Origin of the sequence: Microbacterium sp. BK668, from assembly GCF_004362195.1 — a bacterium.
In the GTDB taxonomy this organism is placed as follows: Bacteria; Actinomycetota; Actinomycetes; order Actinomycetales; family Microbacteriaceae; genus Microbacterium.
Window position 1 is genome coordinate 1818473 of sequence record NZ_SNWG01000001.1, and the last position, 16064, is coordinate 1834536.

At 70.8% G+C, this 16064-nt stretch carries 18 protein-coding genes and 1 tRNA gene; 11 read left to right on the forward strand and 8 right to left on the reverse strand.

Annotated features, from left to right (window positions below; translation table 11 throughout):
* The first annotated feature begins 9 nt into the window (after window positions 1-9).
* The 7 genes from EV279_RS08015 to EV279_RS08045 all read left to right on the forward strand — a co-directional run bounded on the left by EV279_RS08015 (window position 10) and on the right by EV279_RS08045 (window position 7119).
* Entirely contained in the window at window positions 10-204 is a 195-nt protein-coding gene (locus tag EV279_RS08015; RefSeq protein ID WP_133542401.1) for a DUF4244 domain-containing protein, read from the forward strand.
* Window positions 201-539, forward strand: a complete 339-nt coding sequence (locus EV279_RS08020; RefSeq protein WP_133542403.1) for a TadE family type IV pilus minor pilin — start codon at window positions 201-203, stop codon at window positions 537-539. Before EV279_RS08015 ends, EV279_RS08020 begins: the two co-directional genes overlap by 4 nt.
* A complete protein-coding gene (locus EV279_RS08025) occupies window positions 539-856 on the forward strand; it encodes a helicase (RefSeq protein ID WP_133542405.1) in 318 nt (105 codons plus the stop codon). The genes EV279_RS08020 and EV279_RS08025 overlap by 1 nt, the downstream gene beginning before the upstream one ends.
* A gap of 132 nt (window positions 857-988) precedes the next feature.
* Window positions 989-3697: a type I DNA topoisomerase gene (topA, locus tag EV279_RS08030; RefSeq protein WP_133542407.1), complete on the forward strand. Its 2709-nt coding sequence runs from the start codon at window positions 989-991 to the stop codon at window positions 3695-3697.
* Entirely contained in the window at window positions 3694-4398 is a 705-nt protein-coding gene (tmk, locus tag EV279_RS08035; protein WP_243728485.1) for a dTMP kinase, read from the forward strand. Before topA ends, tmk begins: the two co-directional genes overlap by 4 nt.
* Window positions 4399-4408: 10 nt before the next feature.
* Window positions 4409-5566 (forward strand): DNA polymerase III subunit delta', encoded by a 1158-nt coding sequence (locus tag EV279_RS08040; RefSeq protein ID WP_133542409.1) that lies wholly within the window; start codon window positions 4409-4411, stop codon window positions 5564-5566.
* Window positions 5563-7119 carry an alpha/beta hydrolase gene (locus EV279_RS08045; RefSeq protein WP_133542410.1) on the forward strand — a complete coding sequence of 519 codons (1557 nt, stop codon included), beginning with the start codon at window positions 5563-5565 and terminating at the stop codon, window positions 7117-7119. The genes EV279_RS08040 and EV279_RS08045 overlap by 4 nt, the downstream gene beginning before the upstream one ends.
* A gap of 284 nt (window positions 7120-7403) precedes the next feature.
* On the opposite strand, the gene EV279_RS08050 is transcribed toward EV279_RS08045, so the two are convergent.
* From EV279_RS08050 to EV279_RS08060, 3 genes are all read right to left on the reverse strand, one after another.
* On the reverse strand, window positions 7404-8063 hold the full coding sequence (locus EV279_RS08050; RefSeq protein ID WP_133542412.1) for an ABC transporter permease subunit: 660 nt from the start codon (window positions 8061-8063) through the stop codon (window positions 7404-7406).
* A complete protein-coding gene (locus EV279_RS08055; RefSeq protein WP_133542414.1) occupies window positions 8056-9093 on the reverse strand; it encodes a methionine ABC transporter ATP-binding protein in 1038 nt (345 codons plus the stop codon). Before EV279_RS08055 ends, EV279_RS08050 begins: the two co-directional genes overlap by 8 nt.
* Window positions 9094-9163: 70 nt before the next feature.
* Window positions 9164-10063: a MetQ/NlpA family ABC transporter substrate-binding protein gene (locus tag EV279_RS08060; RefSeq protein ID WP_133542416.1), complete on the reverse strand. Its 900-nt coding sequence runs from the start codon at window positions 10061-10063 to the stop codon at window positions 9164-9166.
* 249 nt (window positions 10064-10312) lie between these two features.
* Between EV279_RS08060 and EV279_RS08065 the strand changes: the two genes are divergently transcribed.
* A tRNA-Thr gene (locus EV279_RS08065) sits at window positions 10313-10388 on the forward strand.
* Window positions 10389-10412: 24 nt separating this feature from the next.
* On the opposite strand, the gene EV279_RS08070 is transcribed toward EV279_RS08065, so the two are convergent.
* A complete protein-coding gene (locus EV279_RS08070) occupies window positions 10413-10745 on the reverse strand; it encodes a biopolymer transporter Tol (protein ID WP_133542418.1) in 333 nt (110 codons plus the stop codon).
* A gap of 76 nt (window positions 10746-10821) precedes the next feature.
* Entirely contained in the window at window positions 10822-11250 is a 429-nt protein-coding gene (locus tag EV279_RS08075; protein WP_133542420.1) for a hypothetical protein, read from the reverse strand.
* A gap of 236 nt (window positions 11251-11486) precedes the next feature.
* Here EV279_RS08075 and EV279_RS08080 point away from each other — a divergent pair, with 236 nt between their 5' ends.
* A complete protein-coding gene (locus EV279_RS08080) occupies window positions 11487-11927 on the forward strand; it encodes a hypothetical protein (RefSeq protein ID WP_133542422.1) in 441 nt (146 codons plus the stop codon).
* A gap of 173 nt (window positions 11928-12100) precedes the next feature.
* On the forward strand, window positions 12101-12496 hold the full coding sequence (locus EV279_RS08085; RefSeq protein WP_133542424.1) for a hypothetical protein: 396 nt from the start codon (window positions 12101-12103) through the stop codon (window positions 12494-12496).
* Window positions 12497-12543: 47 nt separating this feature from the next.
* Here EV279_RS08085 and EV279_RS08090 read toward each other — a convergent pair whose 3' ends face one another.
* Window positions 12544-13506 (reverse strand): EamA family transporter, encoded by a 963-nt coding sequence (locus EV279_RS08090; RefSeq protein ID WP_133542426.1) that lies wholly within the window; start codon window positions 13504-13506, stop codon window positions 12544-12546.
* Between the two features lie 101 nt (window positions 13507-13607).
* Here EV279_RS08090 and EV279_RS08095 point away from each other — a divergent pair, with 101 nt between their 5' ends.
* Window positions 13608-14186 carry an isochorismatase family protein gene (locus EV279_RS08095; RefSeq protein WP_133542428.1) on the forward strand — a complete coding sequence of 193 codons (579 nt, stop codon included), beginning with the start codon at window positions 13608-13610 and terminating at the stop codon, window positions 14184-14186.
* An 18-nt stretch (window positions 14187-14204) separates the two neighbouring features.
* Here the strand turns inward: EV279_RS08095 and EV279_RS08100 are convergent, their stop codons facing one another.
* Both EV279_RS08100 and EV279_RS08105 read right to left on the reverse strand, forming a co-directional pair.
* Complete coding sequence (locus EV279_RS08100) at window positions 14205-14720, reverse strand: hypothetical protein (RefSeq protein WP_133542430.1); 516 nt, start codon at window positions 14718-14720, stop codon at window positions 14205-14207.
* Window positions 14717-15955, reverse strand: a complete 1239-nt coding sequence (locus tag EV279_RS08105) for a serine/threonine-protein kinase (protein ID WP_133542431.1) — start codon at window positions 15953-15955, stop codon at window positions 14717-14719. Before EV279_RS08105 ends, EV279_RS08100 begins: the two co-directional genes overlap by 4 nt.
* Window positions 15956-16064 lie beyond the last annotated feature (109 nt).

Here is a 16064-nt window from a genome sequence, read left to right on the forward strand (position 1 = left end):
GGAGATCACATGTCGATCCCACGACTCAGCCGCCGCCGTTCCGCTCAGCTCTTCACCGACGACACGGGCGCGGCGACCGCCGAATACGCCATCGCGACGATGGCCGCCGTCGCGTTCGCCGGCCTCCTCGTCGTCATCATGCGATCCGACGAGGTGCGCGGCATCCTCACCGACCTCGTGCGCCGCGCCCTCACGGTGGCATGACGTCGTGCCGGCTCGGCGGCGAGCGCGGGTCGGTCGTCGCCGAGTTCGCCGTGGCGCTGCCGGCGGTTGCGCTCGTGCTCCTCTTCGGCCTCGGCGCGCTCTCCGCGGGGGCACGTCAGGTCCGGCTGCAGGATGCCGCGGCCGACGCGGCCCGCCTCGTGGCGCGAGGCGAGCCCGACGCGGCGGCGGGCGCGGTCGTCTCGCGGGCGGTGCCCGGTGCGACCGCTGCCGTCCACCCCGCCGGGGATCTGGTCTGCGTCACGGCCACCGCGAGTGCGGGCGTCGCGGCGCTCGAGCTGTCCGCGACGTCCTGCGCACTCGGAGGCGGGCTCTGATGCCCGGCGCGGTCCTCGCCGTCGGGATCGTCGCTTCGGCGGCGATCGTCTCCGTCGGGCTCTCCACCGTCGGAGCGGCCGCGGTCGCAGGTCAGCGGCTGGCGGGCGCTGCGGACGCGGCGGCACTGGCAGCGGCCGACGCGGCATCCGGTGCCGTGCCCGGCGTCCCGTGCGATCGGGCAGCGGAGCTGGCCGCAGCGGCGGGTTTCGGGGTCGCCGCGTGCGACCTTGACGGGCTGGTCGCGACCGTCACGGTGTCAGTGGGGTTCGCCGGCGTGACCGTCGCCGCGACGGCGCGAGCGGGGCCTCCCCCCTGACAGCGCGTCCTCGGATCGACGCGGACGGAGGGAATACCGCCACCCGGGCGCGTCGTTCCGCCTGGGAATCCTCACAGCGTCCATGCCTGGGCACGGTGTGTATGGTGTGCTTCGAAGAAAGGACGACCCACGTTGGCACAAGGCAAGAAGCTCGTGATCGTCGAGTCCCCGACGAAGATGAAGTCGATCCAGGGGTATCTCGGCGACGGCTACGAGGTGCTGAGCTCGGTCGGGCACATCCGCGATCTCGCAAGCAAGAAGGAGATTCCGGACGACAAGAAGACGGCTTACGGCAAGTACTCGATCGACATCGAGAACGATTTCGACCCGTACTACGTCGTCAACGACCGCAAGACGAAGACCGTCGCCGAGCTCAAGCGCGCCCTGAAGAGCGCCGACGAAGTCCTGCTCGCCACCGATGAGGATCGCGAAGGCGAAGCGATCGCCTGGCACCTCCTCGAGGTCCTCCAGCCCAAGGTCCCCGTCAAGCGGATGGTCTTCCACGAGATCACGAAGGACGCGATCAGGGCCGCCGCCGAGAACACCCGCGAGCTCGACCTCGCGCTCGTGGACGCGCAGGAGACCCGTCGCGTGCTCGACCGCCTCTACGGCTGGGATGTCTCGCCCGTGCTGTGGCGCAAGGTCGGAAGCGGTCGGGAGGGCTCGACGCTGAGCGCCGGTCGCGTCCAGTCGGCCGCCACGCGTCTCGTGGTGGACCGCGAGCGCGACCGCATGGCCTTCCGATCCGCTTCGTACTGGGACGTCGAGGCGCTCGCCGTCAAGGATTCCTCTTCCTTCACGGCGCGCCTGGCTCGCGTCGACGGCGCGCCCCTCGCCCGCGGAACGGACTTCGACGACCTCGGAGCGCTCAAGAAGGCGGTCCTCGTCCTCGACGAGGCGGCGGCTCGCGAGCTCGCTGACGCGATCGAATCGGCGGCCGAGGCATCCGTCTCGGGCATCGAGTCCAAGCCGGGCACCCGCAGCCCCCGTGCCCCCTTCACGACGTCGACCCTCCAGCAGGAGGCCGGCCGCAAGCTCTCGATGAGCGCCAAGCACGCGATGAGCGTCGCGCAGCGGCTCTACGAGAAGGGGTACATCACCTATATGCGCACCGACTCCACGGCGCTGTCCAAGCAGGCGGTGGAGGCGGCCCGCGCGCAGGCGGTGAGGCTGTACGGCGGGAGAGCGGTCCCGCTCAACCCGCGCACCTACCGCAACAACAGCAAGAACGCCCAGGAGGCGCACGAGGCGATCCGTCCCTCGGGCGAGGACTTCCGCACTCCGGCGTCGGTTTCATCGGAGCTCGACCGCGACGAGCAGCGCATGTACGACCTGATCTGGAAGCGCACGGTCGCCAGCCAGATGTCGGACGCGAAGTACGAGACGACCACCGTGACACTCGAGGTGCAGGCGTCGGGCAGGCGCGCCGAGATCACCGCGTCCGGGACGGTGTACACCTTCAAGGGCTTCCTCGAGGCCTACGAGGAGGGCCACGACGAGAAGCGCGGCGACGCCGACAAGGACGAGGACCAGTCGCTGCCGGCGATGACGGTCGGCGACGTCCTCCGGCTTCGAGACGTCGAGCCCAAGGGTCACGCGACAAGCCCGAAGCCGCGCTACACCGAGGCGAGCCTCGTCAAGGCGCTCGAGGAGAAGGGAATCGGGCGCCCGTCGACGTTCGCGAGCATCATCGACGTGATCCTCGATCGCGGCTACGTCAGCAAGCGGGGGCAGGCGCTCGTGCCCAGCTGGCTCGCCTTCAGCGTCGTGCGGCTCCTCGAGCAGCACTTCGCCGACCTCGTCGACTACGACTTCACCGCCGGCCTCGAAGACGACCTCGACGCCATCGCCCGCGGTGAGCAGAAGCGCGGCGCATGGCTGCACGACTTCTACTTCGGATCCGACGGCCAGGTGGGCCTGCGCAACATCGTCGAGAATCTCGGCGAGATCGACGCGCGCGAGCTCAACTCGACGAGGATCACGGATGCCGCGACCCTCCGCTTCGGGAAGTACGGCCCGTACCTCGAGGTCATCGACCCGGCGAGCCCCGACGCGGAGCCCCGGCGCGTGAACATCCCGCCCGACCTCGCTCCCGACGAGCTCACCGCCGAGAAGGCGCAGGAGCTCATCGATGCGCCGGTCGCAGGCGACCGTGTTCTCGGTGAGAACCCCGAGAACGGCAAGCTCATCGTCGTAAAGGACGGGCGCTTCGGCCCGTACGTTCAGGAGACCGAGCCGGTCGACCCCGACTCCGTCGACGAGGCCACGGGAGAGGTGGTCGAGGGGGCGCCGAAGAAGCGCGGTGCCAAGAAGGAGCCGGCGCCGAAGCCTCGGACCGCGTCGCTCTTCAAGTCGATGTCGGTCGACACGATCGACCTCGACACCGCGCTCCGGCTCCTCTCGCTTCCGCGTGTCGTCGGCACCGACCCCGAGTCGGGCGACGTCATCACCGCGCAGAACGGCCGCTACGGTCCCTACCTCAAGAAGGGCACCGACTCGCGCACGCTGCAGAGCGAGCAGCAGATCTTCGACATCACCCTCGACGAGGCGCTCGCCGTCTACGCGCAGCCGAAGTACGGTGCGCGCGGCGCGTCGAGCGCACTGAAGGAGTTCGAGGCGGACCCGACCAGCGGGAAGCCGATCAAGGTCAAGGACGGCCGCTTCGGCCCGTACGTGACCGACGGCGAGACCAACGCGACGATCCCGCGCGGCGAGAGCGTCGACGACGTCGACTTCGCGCGGGCCGTGCAGCTGCTCGCCGACAAGCGGGCGAAGGGACCCGCGCCCAAGCGCGCGACGACGCGGCGCACGACGACGCGCAAGACCGCGGCCAAGAAGTGACCTCGGCGGGGGTCCCGGCGGCGATCGCCGACGAGCGGCCGTCCGGGGGACTGTTCATCACGTTCGAGGGCGGCGACGGGGTCGGCAAGACGACGCAGGCGGCCCTCCTCGACACGTGGCTGAGCGAGCGCGGGCGCACGGTGCTGCGGACCCGCGAGCCCGGCGGCACGGAGGTCGGCGTCCTGATCCGCGACATCGTGCTGCACCATCGGGGAGACATCGCGCCCCGCGCCGAGGCCCTGCTGTACGCCGCGGACCGTGCGCACCACATCGAGACCGTCGTGCGTCCCGCGCTCGGGCGAGGCGAGGTCGTCATCCAGGACCGCTACCTCGACTCGTCGGTGGCCTACCAGGGGGAGGGCCGTCAGCTCGAGCCGGCGCAGATCCGCGAGCTGTCGCTGTGGGCCGCGGGAGGACTGCTGCCCGATCTCACCGTGCTCCTCGATCTCGATCACGGCGCGGCCCGTCGGCGCCTCGACGCCGACGACAAGCCCTTCGACCGCCTCGAGGCCGAGCGCGAGGACTTCCACGACCGGGTCCGGGACCGCTTCCTCGCGATCGCCCGGGAGGAGCCCGGCCGGTTCCTCGTGCTCGACGCCTCGCGGCCGCCCGCGAACCTCGCGGCCGCCGTCCGTGATCGAGTCGAGGTCCTCCTCGCCGGGATTCCGGGCGCTCAGGGAAGCGTCGGGGCGCGCGGTTAGGGTGGTCGCCATGGATGCCACGGCCGCCGTCGACGCCCCGCCCTGGGGCGCCGTGTGGGGACAGGACGACGCCGTCGCGGCGCTGAGGGCCGCGGCATCCGATCCCGCATCGATGACCCATGCGTGGCTCCTGACCGGGCCCCCCGGATCGGGCCGGTCGACGCTCGCGTACGCGTTCGCGGCCGCGCTGATCGCGGAGCCCGGCGACGACGCGGCCATGCGTCAGGTGCTCGCCGGCACGCACCCCGACCTGACCGCCCTGCGCACGGAGGGCGTCATCATCTCGATCAAGGATGCCCGGGCCCTCGTGGAGCGGTCCTATTACGCGCCCTCGCTCGGCCGCTACCGCGTCATCGTCATGGAGGACGCCGACCGCATGGCCGAGCGCACCTCGAACGTCCTGCTCAAGGCCCTCGAAGAGCCTCCTGAGCGCACGGTCTGGGTGCTCTGCGCCCCGAGCGACGCCGACCTCCTGCCCACGATCCGCTCCCGCGTGCGCACCCTCCGCCTGCGCGATCCGGAGGTCGCGGACGTGGCGCGGCTCATCGTGCAGCGCACGGGCGTCGACGTCGCCGTCGCGGAGCAGTCGGCGCGGCACGCGCAGCGCCACATCGGGATGGCCCAGCGACTGGCGACGGATGCCGCGGCTCGCGCCCGCCGAGACGAGACCCTGCGCGCGGTCCTGCGCGTCCGAGGCGTCGGCGATGCTGTCGAGGTCGCCGGGACGATCGTGCAGGTGGCGACCGATGACGCGAAGGCCCTCACCGCCGAGCGCGACGAGTCGGAGCGGTCGACGCTTCTGCGAACCCTCGGCATCGCCGAAGGATCGCCGGTTCCGCCGGCGGTGCGCGCCCAGCTCTCCGCGCTGGAGGACGATCAGAAGCGGCGGGCGACCCGGAGCCTCCGAGACGGCATCGACCGCGTGCTCACTGATCTGCAGTCGATGTTCCGGGATGTCATCGTGCTTCAGTTCGGGCGCGACACCGATCTCATCAACACCGAGCTCGAGGGCGAGCTTCGAGCGCTCGCCCAGGCGTGGACGCCTGCCCGCACCCTCACCGTGCTCGATCGCATCACCGAGACCCGACGCAACCTCGAGCAGAACGCGGCACCCGCCCTCGCGCTCGAGAGCATGCTGATCACCGTCGCGAGCGGAAGGACGCCGTGAACCAGACTCCCTCGCGCCGGAGGCGCCGCGCCTCGGCACTCGTCGCCGCGCTCGCCGCGGCATCCCTCCTCCTCTCCGGATGCCTGTACCAGCTGATCCCCGACGAGGCGCCCCGGTCGACCCAGAGCGCCGCTCCCGACACCGAGGGCGTCTCGGCGGACCTCCTGCCGTACTACGGTCAGGAGCTGACGTGGGAGGACTGCGGCGACGGCTTCGACTGCACGACCGTGACCGCTCCCCTCGACTGGGCGAATCCCGGGGCGGGCGAGATCGATCTCGCCGTGATCCGTCATCGTGCGACCGGCGGCGAACCCGTCGGATCTCTCCTGACCAACCCGGGCGGTCCGGGGTCGAGCGGCGTGAGCCTCATCCGCGACTCGCTGTCGTTCGCCATCGGCGAGCCGCTGCAGCAGTCGTATGACGTCATCGGCTTCGATCCGCGCGGCGTGGGGGAGTCCACGGCGGTGCGCTGCTTCGATGCCGCCGACATGGACGCCTACCTCTTCGACATCGTCCCCGACGCCCGCGGCTCGGCGGCGTGGACGGAGGATCTCCTCGACGCCCACCGCGGCTTCGCCGAGGCCTGCGACGCCAACAGCGACGGCATCCTCCCGTACATCACGACCGAGAACGCGGCCCGCGACATGGACCTGCTTCGTGCCGTGCTGGGCGACGCGAGCCTGAACTACCTGGGCTACTCCTACGGCACCTTCCTCGGTGCGACCTACGCCAAGCTCTATCCCGACAAGGTCGGTCGGCTCGTCCTCGACGGAGCGATCGACCCGTCCGTGTCGGGTCTCGAGGTCAACATCACCCAGGGCATCGGGTTCGAGAACGCGCTCCGTGCCTACATGGACTCGTGCGTCGGGGGCGACGACTGCCCCTTCAACGGCACGGTCGACGATGCGATGGCCGATCTGGGCACACTCCTCGCGAGCGTCGACCGCTCTCCGCTGCGCGGTTCCGACGGGCGCGAGCTCGGCGCAGACGCCCTCATGACGGCGATCGTCGCGGCGCTCTACTCCGAGGACAGCTGGCCGTACCTCTCGATGGCCCTCTCGGATGCGCTGCAGGGCAACCCCGACACGGCCTTCCAGCTCGCGGACTTCTACTACGGCCGCGAGGACGGCGCCTACACGGACAACTCGACCGAGGCGTTCCGGGCGTACAACTGCATGGACTACCCGGTCGACTCCACGCCGGAAGACCTCGCGGCGGCGCAGGCCATCCTCGCCGAGAAGGCACCCACCGTCGCGCCGTACTGGTTCGGCCCCGACCCGTGCGAGGTCTGGCCGTACCCGCCGACCGGCGTGCGGGAGTCCATCTCGGCCGAGGGCGCGGCGCCGATCGTCGTCGTCGGCACGACGAACGATCCCGCGACCCCCTACGAGTGGGCGGTCGCGCTCGCCGAGCAGCTCGCATCGGGCGTGCTCGTCACGCGCGTCGGCGAGGGCCACACGGGCTACAACAAGGGCAACGACTGCGTCGACGAGGCGGTCGAGGCCTACCTGCTGAACGGCACTGTCCCCGAGGACGGGCTCCGCTGCGAGTGAGGGACGACGGATGCCGCGGCATCCGTTCGTCGACTTGGCGGACTTCGTCGTTCGCGGCGCCGGGACGCGGCGATTCGTGCCAGGTGAGCGTCCGCGTGGCGAGGTGCCGCGGCATCCGTCGTCCACGTGGCGCACTCCGTCGTTCCCGGCGCCGGGATGCGGCGCTTCGCGCCGGGTGAGCGTCCGCACGACGGGGATGCCGCCGGCATCCGTCGTTCACGTGGCGCATCCCGTCGTTCCCGGCGCCGGGATGCGACGCTTCGCGCCAGGTGAGCGTCCGCCGTTCAGCGGCGCAGCACCCGGCGCGCGATCGCGTTCCCGAGGAACTGCACGCCCTGCACGATGACGATGATCACGAGCACGGCCGCCCACGTCACGACGGGGTTGAACTGCTTGAAGCCGTAGACGATCGCGAACTCCCCGAGCCCGCCGGCCGCGACCGCACCGGCGATCGCCGTCATATCCACGAGGGCGACGACGATGAAGGTGTAGCCCAGCACCAGCGGGCCGAGGGCCTCGCGGGGGATGAGGCGGAACAGGATCCGAGAGCGACTCGCCCCCGCGGCGCGCGCCGCTTCGAGGACGCCCGGCTTCACGGTCAGCAGGTTCTGCTCCACGATGCGGCTGATCGCGAACATGGACGCGATCGAGATGGCGAAGATGCCGAACTCCGGGCCGATGCCCGGGATGCCGAGGCTCCGCGCGACCGGCTGGACGGCTGCGAGGAGGATGACGAAGGGGATCGGCCGGAAGAAGTTCACGGCGATGTTGAGGAAGCCGTACACCGGCCGATTCGGGAAGAGGCTGCCCGGTCGCGTCGCGTACAGCGCCAGTCCGAGGAGGAGTCCCGCGAGCCCGCCGAAGAGGAGTGCGAGCGTGACGATGTAGAGGGTCTCCGCGGTCGCTGCCCAGAGCTCCGGCAGCAGGTCGGCGAGCCTATCCATTCTCGACCTCCTCGAGGAGAGGGGCGTGGACGGATGCCGCGTCCATGGCCCGCTGTACCGCAGACGCCTCGCCGCGCAGCGCCAGGGTGAGATGGCCGAAGACCCGCCCGCGGATGTCGTTGATGCCGCCGTGGATCAGCTCGAACCGCACATCGTGTGCCGCGAGCGCCGAGAAGACCTCCGACTGCGCGACATCGCCGTCGCGGATCGTGAAGGTCACGATGCGACCCGGGTGTCGTGCGCGGAGCGTCGCGAGCTGCTCGCCCGTCGGGACGTCTTCGATGATGCTCGCGACGAAGCGCTGCGTCGCGGGATGCTGCGGCGCCGACAGCACGTCGAAGACATCCCCCGACTCGATGATGCGTCCCTTTTCCATGACGACGACCCGGTCGGCGAGCGTGCGGATCACGTCCATCTCGTGCGTGATGACGAGGATCGTGATGCCGAGCTCCCTGTTGACGCGGCGGAGGAGGGCGAGGACCTCATGCGTGGTGTCGGGGTCGAGGGCGCTCGTCGCCTCGTCGGCGAGAAGGATCCTCGGGCTCGTCGCGAGGGCCCGCGCGATGCCGACGCGCTGCTTCTGACCACCGGAGAGCTGCTCGGGGAAGCTGCGGGCCTTGTCGGCGAGGCCGACGAAACGAAGGAGCTCCTCGACGCGGGCGGAGATCTCCGACCGCGAGCGGCCGGCGACCTCGAGCGGGTAGGCGACGTTGCCCGCGACGTTTCGCGAGTCGAAGAGGTTGAACTGCTGGAAGATCATCCCGATGTCCCCTCTCAGCGCGCGCAGGTCGCGCTCGCGGAGGCGGGTGATGTCCCGGCCGTCGATCTCGACGGTGCCGGAGGTGGGCGTCTCGAGAGCGTTGACGAGCCGCAGCACCGTGCTCTTGCCGGCCCCGGAGTAGCCGACGATGCCGCAGATCTCGCCCGCCGCTATCTCGAGCGACACGTCGTCGACCGCGACGGTCGGCTCGGCGTCCTTCGAGGGCGGCGGGAAGGCCTTGGTCACCCCGTTCAAGCGGATGAGGGTCATGGTCGCCTCCTGGCGTGCGACATGCGAGTGCGGCCCGTCGACGGGGACGGGCCGCACTCGTTCGAGCGGATCACTGGTTGGCGCGGATGTCTTCCTCGACGTCCTGAAGCGACGTCTTGAGGTCTGCGGCCGAGGTCTTCACGAAGACCGCCGTGCCCCCGGACGCCTCCTGCACGCCATCGAGAACACTCTGCGTGCTCTGGTACAGCTCGACAAGCTTCTGGTACGTCGGGTTGTCGGCATCCTCCGCCTTGGCCGCGAAGATGTTGACGTAGGGCACGGCGTTCGGGTCGCTCGGGTCGTCCTGCGCGATGGCGTCCGAGGGCTCGAGTCCCGCGTCGGCGATGAAGTCGTTGTTGATGATCGCCGCGGCGACATCGGGCAGCGACGTCGCGGTGAACGCGGCGTCGAGCGCCTCGACCTGGACCCTCGACTCCGGCAGCACGTCGGCCACCGTCGAGAGCGTCGAGCCGCCGTCCTTCAGCTCGATCAGGCCGGCCGACTGGAGCACGAGCAGTCCGCGGGCCTGGTTCGACTCGTCGTTGGGGACGGCGACGGTCGCGCCCTCGGGGATGTCGGCGACGTCGTCGTACTGGGTCGAGTACAGACCGAGCGGGTAGATCGCCGTGGCGCCGATCGGCTCGAGGTCGTCGTCGCTGTTCACGTTGTAGGTGGCCAGGTAGATGATGTGCTGGAACTGGTTGAGGTCCAGTTCGCCGGCCGAGAGCGCGGGATTGGGCTGCGTGTACTCGCTGAAGTCGACGAGCTCGACCTCGATTCCCTCCGTCGCTGCCGCCTCCTTGTAGGTCTCCCAGTACGGGTCGCCCGCGCCCACGACGCCGATGCGGACGACGTCCGGCTCGCCGCCTCCGGCGGTGCCCGCGGAGTCGGTCGACCCGCCGGCGCAGCCGGCGAGGAGGAGGGCGAGCGGGAGGGCGAGGGCTGCTGCCGTGACGAATTTCTTGGACATGGTGATGCTCCTGGTGTCGTGATCGGCACCGCGGTGCGTGCGGATCGCAGAACGCGATCATCGGACCGCGTTCGCCTCTTCGCGGTGCCTCTTCGAGGCTAGGCGCGCGGGACGAGGCATCCCGAATCGAGCCGTAACACCTCGACACGCGAGCACCGCGCGACTGACGCCGGAGCGCGTCGCGCCCGGTTCGCGAGCACTCGCGGGACCCTGTAAGATCGTTCATCGTGCCCCGCGCGAGCGGGGTGCGCCACCTTAGCTCAGTCGGCAGAGCGATTCACTCGTAATGAATAGGTCAAGGGTTCGATTCCCTTAGGTGGCTCCACATCCCGATCGGGTCGCAGCGGACTCATCCGCGATCCAGCGCATCGAGCTCGCGGAGCGCATCCTCCGCTCGTCTCCGGCGCTCCTCCTCAGGCTCGTCCCACCAGTAGGGACCGCGTTCTCCGAGTCCTCGCTTGGCGAGGCCGACCCGCACCCGCGCTGCCGCGACCGCGGCCGCGTCGCCGCCCCGCTGGGCGGTGCGCACCGCAGACCTGCCGCGTCCCAGATGCGACTTCAGCGCCTTCACCAGATCGTCGGGCAGCGACGGGTCGGTGCGGCGCCATCGTCGCCCGCCGATCACCAGCCAGCGCTCGTCGGCAGGCGTCTCGATCGACGAATCCTCTTCCCGCTCCGCCATGGTCCGACGGTACTGGCCGGCGCGCGATCGCGCGCCCACGCGCGTGGTCCGGATGCGTGCCCCGCCCCGCGTGCCGTCACGGAGCCGCTCTGTCGCCCGCCATGGCGTGTGAGATCGCGAGGAACCCCGTCACGACGGCACCGAAGGGCGCGACGATGAGCGCCGCGAGCGGGATACGCGTCGGGTCGGTGCCGGTCACTATGGGGGGAACGGCGACGGCGACGACCGCGACCGCAGCCCAGATCACGCTCACCCCGGCTACAAGCTGGCGCGCCGGCCCTCGGCGACCTGCCATCAGGACATACCCCACCGCAGCCGCGGCCCATGGCCAGATCGTCAACGCCACCAGCGGAAGGTGCTCGTGCTGGCTGCCCGTGACGAGGTCCGGGGCGAAGACCGAGGCGATGGCCGCGCCGATCACGATCGCCCCCACCGCCGTCATCGGCCGGTCCCACACGGCCCGCCACCACCGAGTGCTCCGAGTCGTCGTCGCAGTGCTGTCCATGTCGATGCCTCCACCCCTCACTTCACCGCAGCTTCACCCCGGCTGCCGGGTCGAAGGTCCCACGCGGTCCGCGATGTCGGTCGCGTGGGGACTCGGACGCGCGGAACCGCCTCCGCATCCCGAATGCCGCTCTTGCGCTGTGCCCGTGCGCGACCCGGATCCCGGGGCTACGGTGTGGGCTGGAGGCAGCGCGGAGCACACATCGTGCCGGTGCCTCGACAGGGAGGAGACTCAAGATGCGACTCGAGCCCTTGTATCGCCTCCGCTTCACCTATCCCCATGGCTGGGCGGTGGGACTGGAGGGCGGCTGGCAGCAGCACTTCTATCTCGCCGACGGCCGCTGCGAGGGCGAGATCAGCGGTCGATTCCGTGGCGCGAACTTCCCACTCCGACGGACCGAGGACGGACCCTTCCTTCCGCTCCTGCACGGCGTCATCGAAACAGACGACGAGGGCACGGTTCTCTTCGAATGCCGCGGATACGGTCGCGCCTACCCCGCGGGCAGGCGGCAGATCGTCGGCTACGTGTTCCACGTGAGCGACTATCCCCGCTACCAGCGGCTGAACGACACCGTCTGCGCATGTCTGGGTGAGGTGCGGGCAGCCACCGATCCGGGTGACTCGCCGGAACTCGTGCTGGACGTCGCTGAGTTGATCTGGGAGCCGATCGCGCCGTAGCCCGACCGGACGGAAGTGGCGGATTCCGGACGAGAGGCGGCGAGGGGTCGGGTAGGATCGACATCGCATCGCGATCATCCGGAACCAGGACGTTCCAGGATGTCGAGGCCCGCCATCCAGCGGGCCTCGCGCGTATCCGAGACCTTGCCCGCGTCGCATCCCGTGAGGAGCAGATGGACCACGCGCTGGACGCCGTGATCGAGATCTTCACCTGGGTCGGCATCGGCGCAGGCATCCTGCTCGGGCTCGCCGCCCTCATCCTCCGCCTCGCCGACGGAACGTGGCTGCCCACCCGCGCCGTCGTCGAACACGAGGACGAATCGTCGCTCGTCCGCTGGTTCGACCAGGACGGCGGTGTCAACGCCGCGTACCTCACGTACGAGCAGGCGCGCGAGCTCGCCGGCAAGGACATGGCCGACATCTACTACCGGCGGGGAAGTGCGAACCGGATGCGGCTGACACACGGCTCACCGGCCGTCCGGGCGGTCGCGCTGCTCGCGGCCGGGCTCCTCGGCCTCGGCGTAGTGGCGATGATCCTCTCCTGGGTGCTCCTCTTCGCCCGGGGCTGAGTCGTCGCGGGGGATCGTCGCCACCCGGCCGCCTCGCGGCCGGCGGCTCAGGCCAGGGCCAGCAGCGCACCCGCCGTCAGGGCGAGGGCGAGCCCCGCCCACTGCACCGCGGCGATGCGCTCGCGGAGCACGATCGCGGCGAGCAGGATCGTCCCCGCCGGATACATCGCGGTGAGCGCCGACACGATCGTCAGGTCGCCCGCGCGCAGCGCGAAGAGCATCAGGAGGTTGGCCGCGGCATCCACCACCCCGCACGCCGCGGCGAGGAGGAACGCTCCGCGCAGTCCGGCGGAGGTCCGGGTGCGGGCCGGGACGTCGGCGGCGTGCTCGAGGTCGGCGTGTCCCGTCGGGGTCGCGCCGAGCTGCGCTCCGGCTGCCGGAAGGACGGATGCCGCGCCCCGGCCGCTGCGGGCCGCCAGCACAGCGAGCACGACTACGGCTGTGATCGTGACGACGCTGCTCACGGAGCGGTTGAGGAGGAGCGGCACCAGCCCGCTGTCGTCGCTCGTCTGATCGATGACGATCAGGAAGGCGCCGATGGCCGATCCCGCCCCGATCGCGAGGAGAAGCCCTCGGAGGCTCGGGCGCACCACTTTCGCGCCGGGGATGAAGCCGACCAGGACCACCGCCACGAGCGCGATCCCCAGCCCCGCGAATCCGACCGCCGAGAGCGTCTCGCCGTCGACGACGAGGCCCCAGAGGATCGGCGCGATGGCGGAGACGACCGCCGTCAGCGGCGAGAGGATGCTCATCGGCCCGATCGCGAGGCACGCGTAGAGGAGCACGACGGCGGCGGCTCCCGTGAACCCCGACAGGACGCCCCAGGCGACGTCGGCCGGGATCCAGGCGCCGCCGACGAACGGGTACGCTCCCAGCACCAGTAGGAGCCCCGCCACCGCCGCGACCGCCGTCACGACGATCGATCGGAGGCCGCGCGCCGCGAGGCCGCCGAGGAAATCGGCGGAACCGTAGACGAGCGCGCCGGCGAGGGCGACGAGAGCGGGGATCATCCGGATCAGCCTAGAAGGCGGATGGATGCCGCGGCCCGCGCCGCCGAGGCATCCGTCGTCGCAGCGGACACGACGCGACGCTCGCGGCGTACGCTCGGAGCATGAGCAAAGCCCTGTTCATCGTCGACGTGCAGAACGACTTCACCGAGGGCGGCGCCCTCGGCGTGACGGGGGGTGACGAGGTCGCCGGGCGGATCACGCGGTACCTCGAGGGCCATGCCGGCGAGTACGCCCTCATCGTCGCGTCGCGAGACTGGCACGACGCTGACAACGACAACGGCGGGCACTTCCACCCGGAGCCGGACTACATCGACACGTGGCCCGTGCACTGTGTGAGCGGGACGGAAGGCGCGGAGTACGACGAGGGTCTCGACACGTCGTCGGTCACGCACCACGTCAAGAAGGGGCAGGGGCAGCCGGCGTACTCGCTGTTCGAGGGGACGACCGACGAGGGCGAGAAGGTGTCGGAGCTGCTGGAGGCTGCGGGAGTCGTCGACGTCGACATCGCCGGGATCGCCACCGACTACTGCGTGCGCGCGTCGGCGCTCGACGCGATCGAGCACGGGCGACGCGTCCGTGTGCTGACCGACCTGGTGGCAGGTGTCGCGGCGGCCTCGAGCGAGGCAGCGCTCGCCGAGCTCGCCCACGCGGGGGCCGAGCTCGCCGAGTCCGGGATCTGACCGCGAGCGTTCCGCGGGTCAGCCGTTGCCCCGGCTGCCACCTTTGCCGTTCCCGCTGCCCTTGCCGTTCCCGTTGTTGTTCCCCGGGCCGCTGTTTCCGTTGCCGCTCGAGCCGCCGTCGCCCGGGCCGGAGTCGTTCCCGCCCGACTCACCGCCGTCGTCGGAGACGTCGTCCGAACCTCCGCCGTCATCGTCCTGCACCGTCTCGCTCGGCGTCGGGCTCGGGTCAGGCGGCGTGGTCGACAGCGCCGCCAGATCGGCCCGCACGGCGTCGATGGCGTCCTGGATGCGCGCGGCACGCGCCGCCGTGACGAGGTCGCCGTCGATCGCGGCATCCAGCTGGGACTGCAGCTCGTCGAGTCGCGCCGTCGCGCCCGCGGTGTCGCGGTTCGCGGCGAGCTCGGCGACGGCGACGACCGTGTCCTGCATGCTCGCGCCCGCAGCAGCGTCGAGAGAAGACTGCGGGGCGCACGCGGTGAGACCGACCACGAGCAGGCCGCCGGCCACAGCCGCTGCGAAGCGGGGGGACATCATGGGGTCACCTCGTCGAGCAGATCCTGCAGGTGGGTGCCGAGCGGCTGGTCGACCACCGGGAGGGACGGGGCGGGCTCCGGCTGCGAGCCCGCGGACACGGCGATCCCCACGCCGATCGCAACCGCCAGAGCCAGCGCGACGACGACCGCCGCGAGGGCCAGGATCCCGGCGCGCCTGTGCGGGGGCTGCCGGTGCCGAGCGGGGGCGGCCGGCTGACCGGGGTCGAGCAGTTGCGTGCGGGTCGGGTCGGTCGCCGCAGGCGTCGACGCCGGCGACTGCGGCTGCGGGGTGTGTGGTGCGGCGGGGGCGACCGAGACCGGCTCGGTCCCGATCGAGTGCGGCGCGGTGTCGACGGGGTCCATGAACGCGGCGAGCACTTCGCCGGTCGAGGGTCGCGGCTCGCGCAGCTCGGTCGCAGCCAGAGCGACCTGGAGGGCCGTGGGGCGTCGCTCCGGATTGGACGCCGTCATGGCAGCCAGGAGCGCGCGCCACGTCGCTGGCAGACTCGGCGGGATCGTCGGAGAGACCGTAAGGCGGGCGACGATCGCCTCGTGGCCGACCGACTCCGCGAAGGCGCGGCGCCCGGTGAGTGCTTCGAGGAGCACGAGGCCGAGTCCGTAGATGTCGGCGGCGGGGGACGGCTTCTCGCCGCGCACCTGCTCGGGGGCGAGATACGCCGCGGTGCCGATGACAGTGCCCGGCGAGGTCACCCGGGTCGCGTCGAGGAGGTACGCGATGCCGAAGTCCGTCAGCTTCGCCCGGTACGACCGGTCGGGGAGGGGGGACGGCCACAGCAGGATGTTCGACGGCTTGATGTCGCGATGCACGACGGCCTTCTCGTGGACGACGTGCAGCGCCTCCGCGAGATCGACCGCGAGCGCCGCCACCTCATCCGCCGGCAGGGGGCCCTCGTCGAGGCGGTCGCGCAGGGTCTTGCCCTCGACGTACTCCATCACGAGGTAGCTGGGCTTGGTCGTCGAGATGTGCGCGTCGTAGAGGGTCACGAGAGACGGATGCCCCAGGGACGCCAGGAGCGTCGTCTCGGAGCGCACGCGATCCGGAGTGGGGCTGCCCTCCGTGGGTCCGCGCATGACCTTGATCGCGACGGTGCGCTGAAGCGCCATGTCCTCCGCCCGGTAGACCCGCGCCATGCCGCCTTCGCCGATCGTCTCGTCGAGGCGATATCGACCGTCGAGGATGCTGCCTGTGCCGACGTCGGTCGAGGTGACGTTCATCTTCCGTCGATGGGTCCAGAGGGGGGTTCCGGTCGGGCACCGGTGCGGGGGGTCATGACGTGCAACCTACCCCTCGGTCCGTGTCGACGCAGGCGCTTGACTTGCCTGC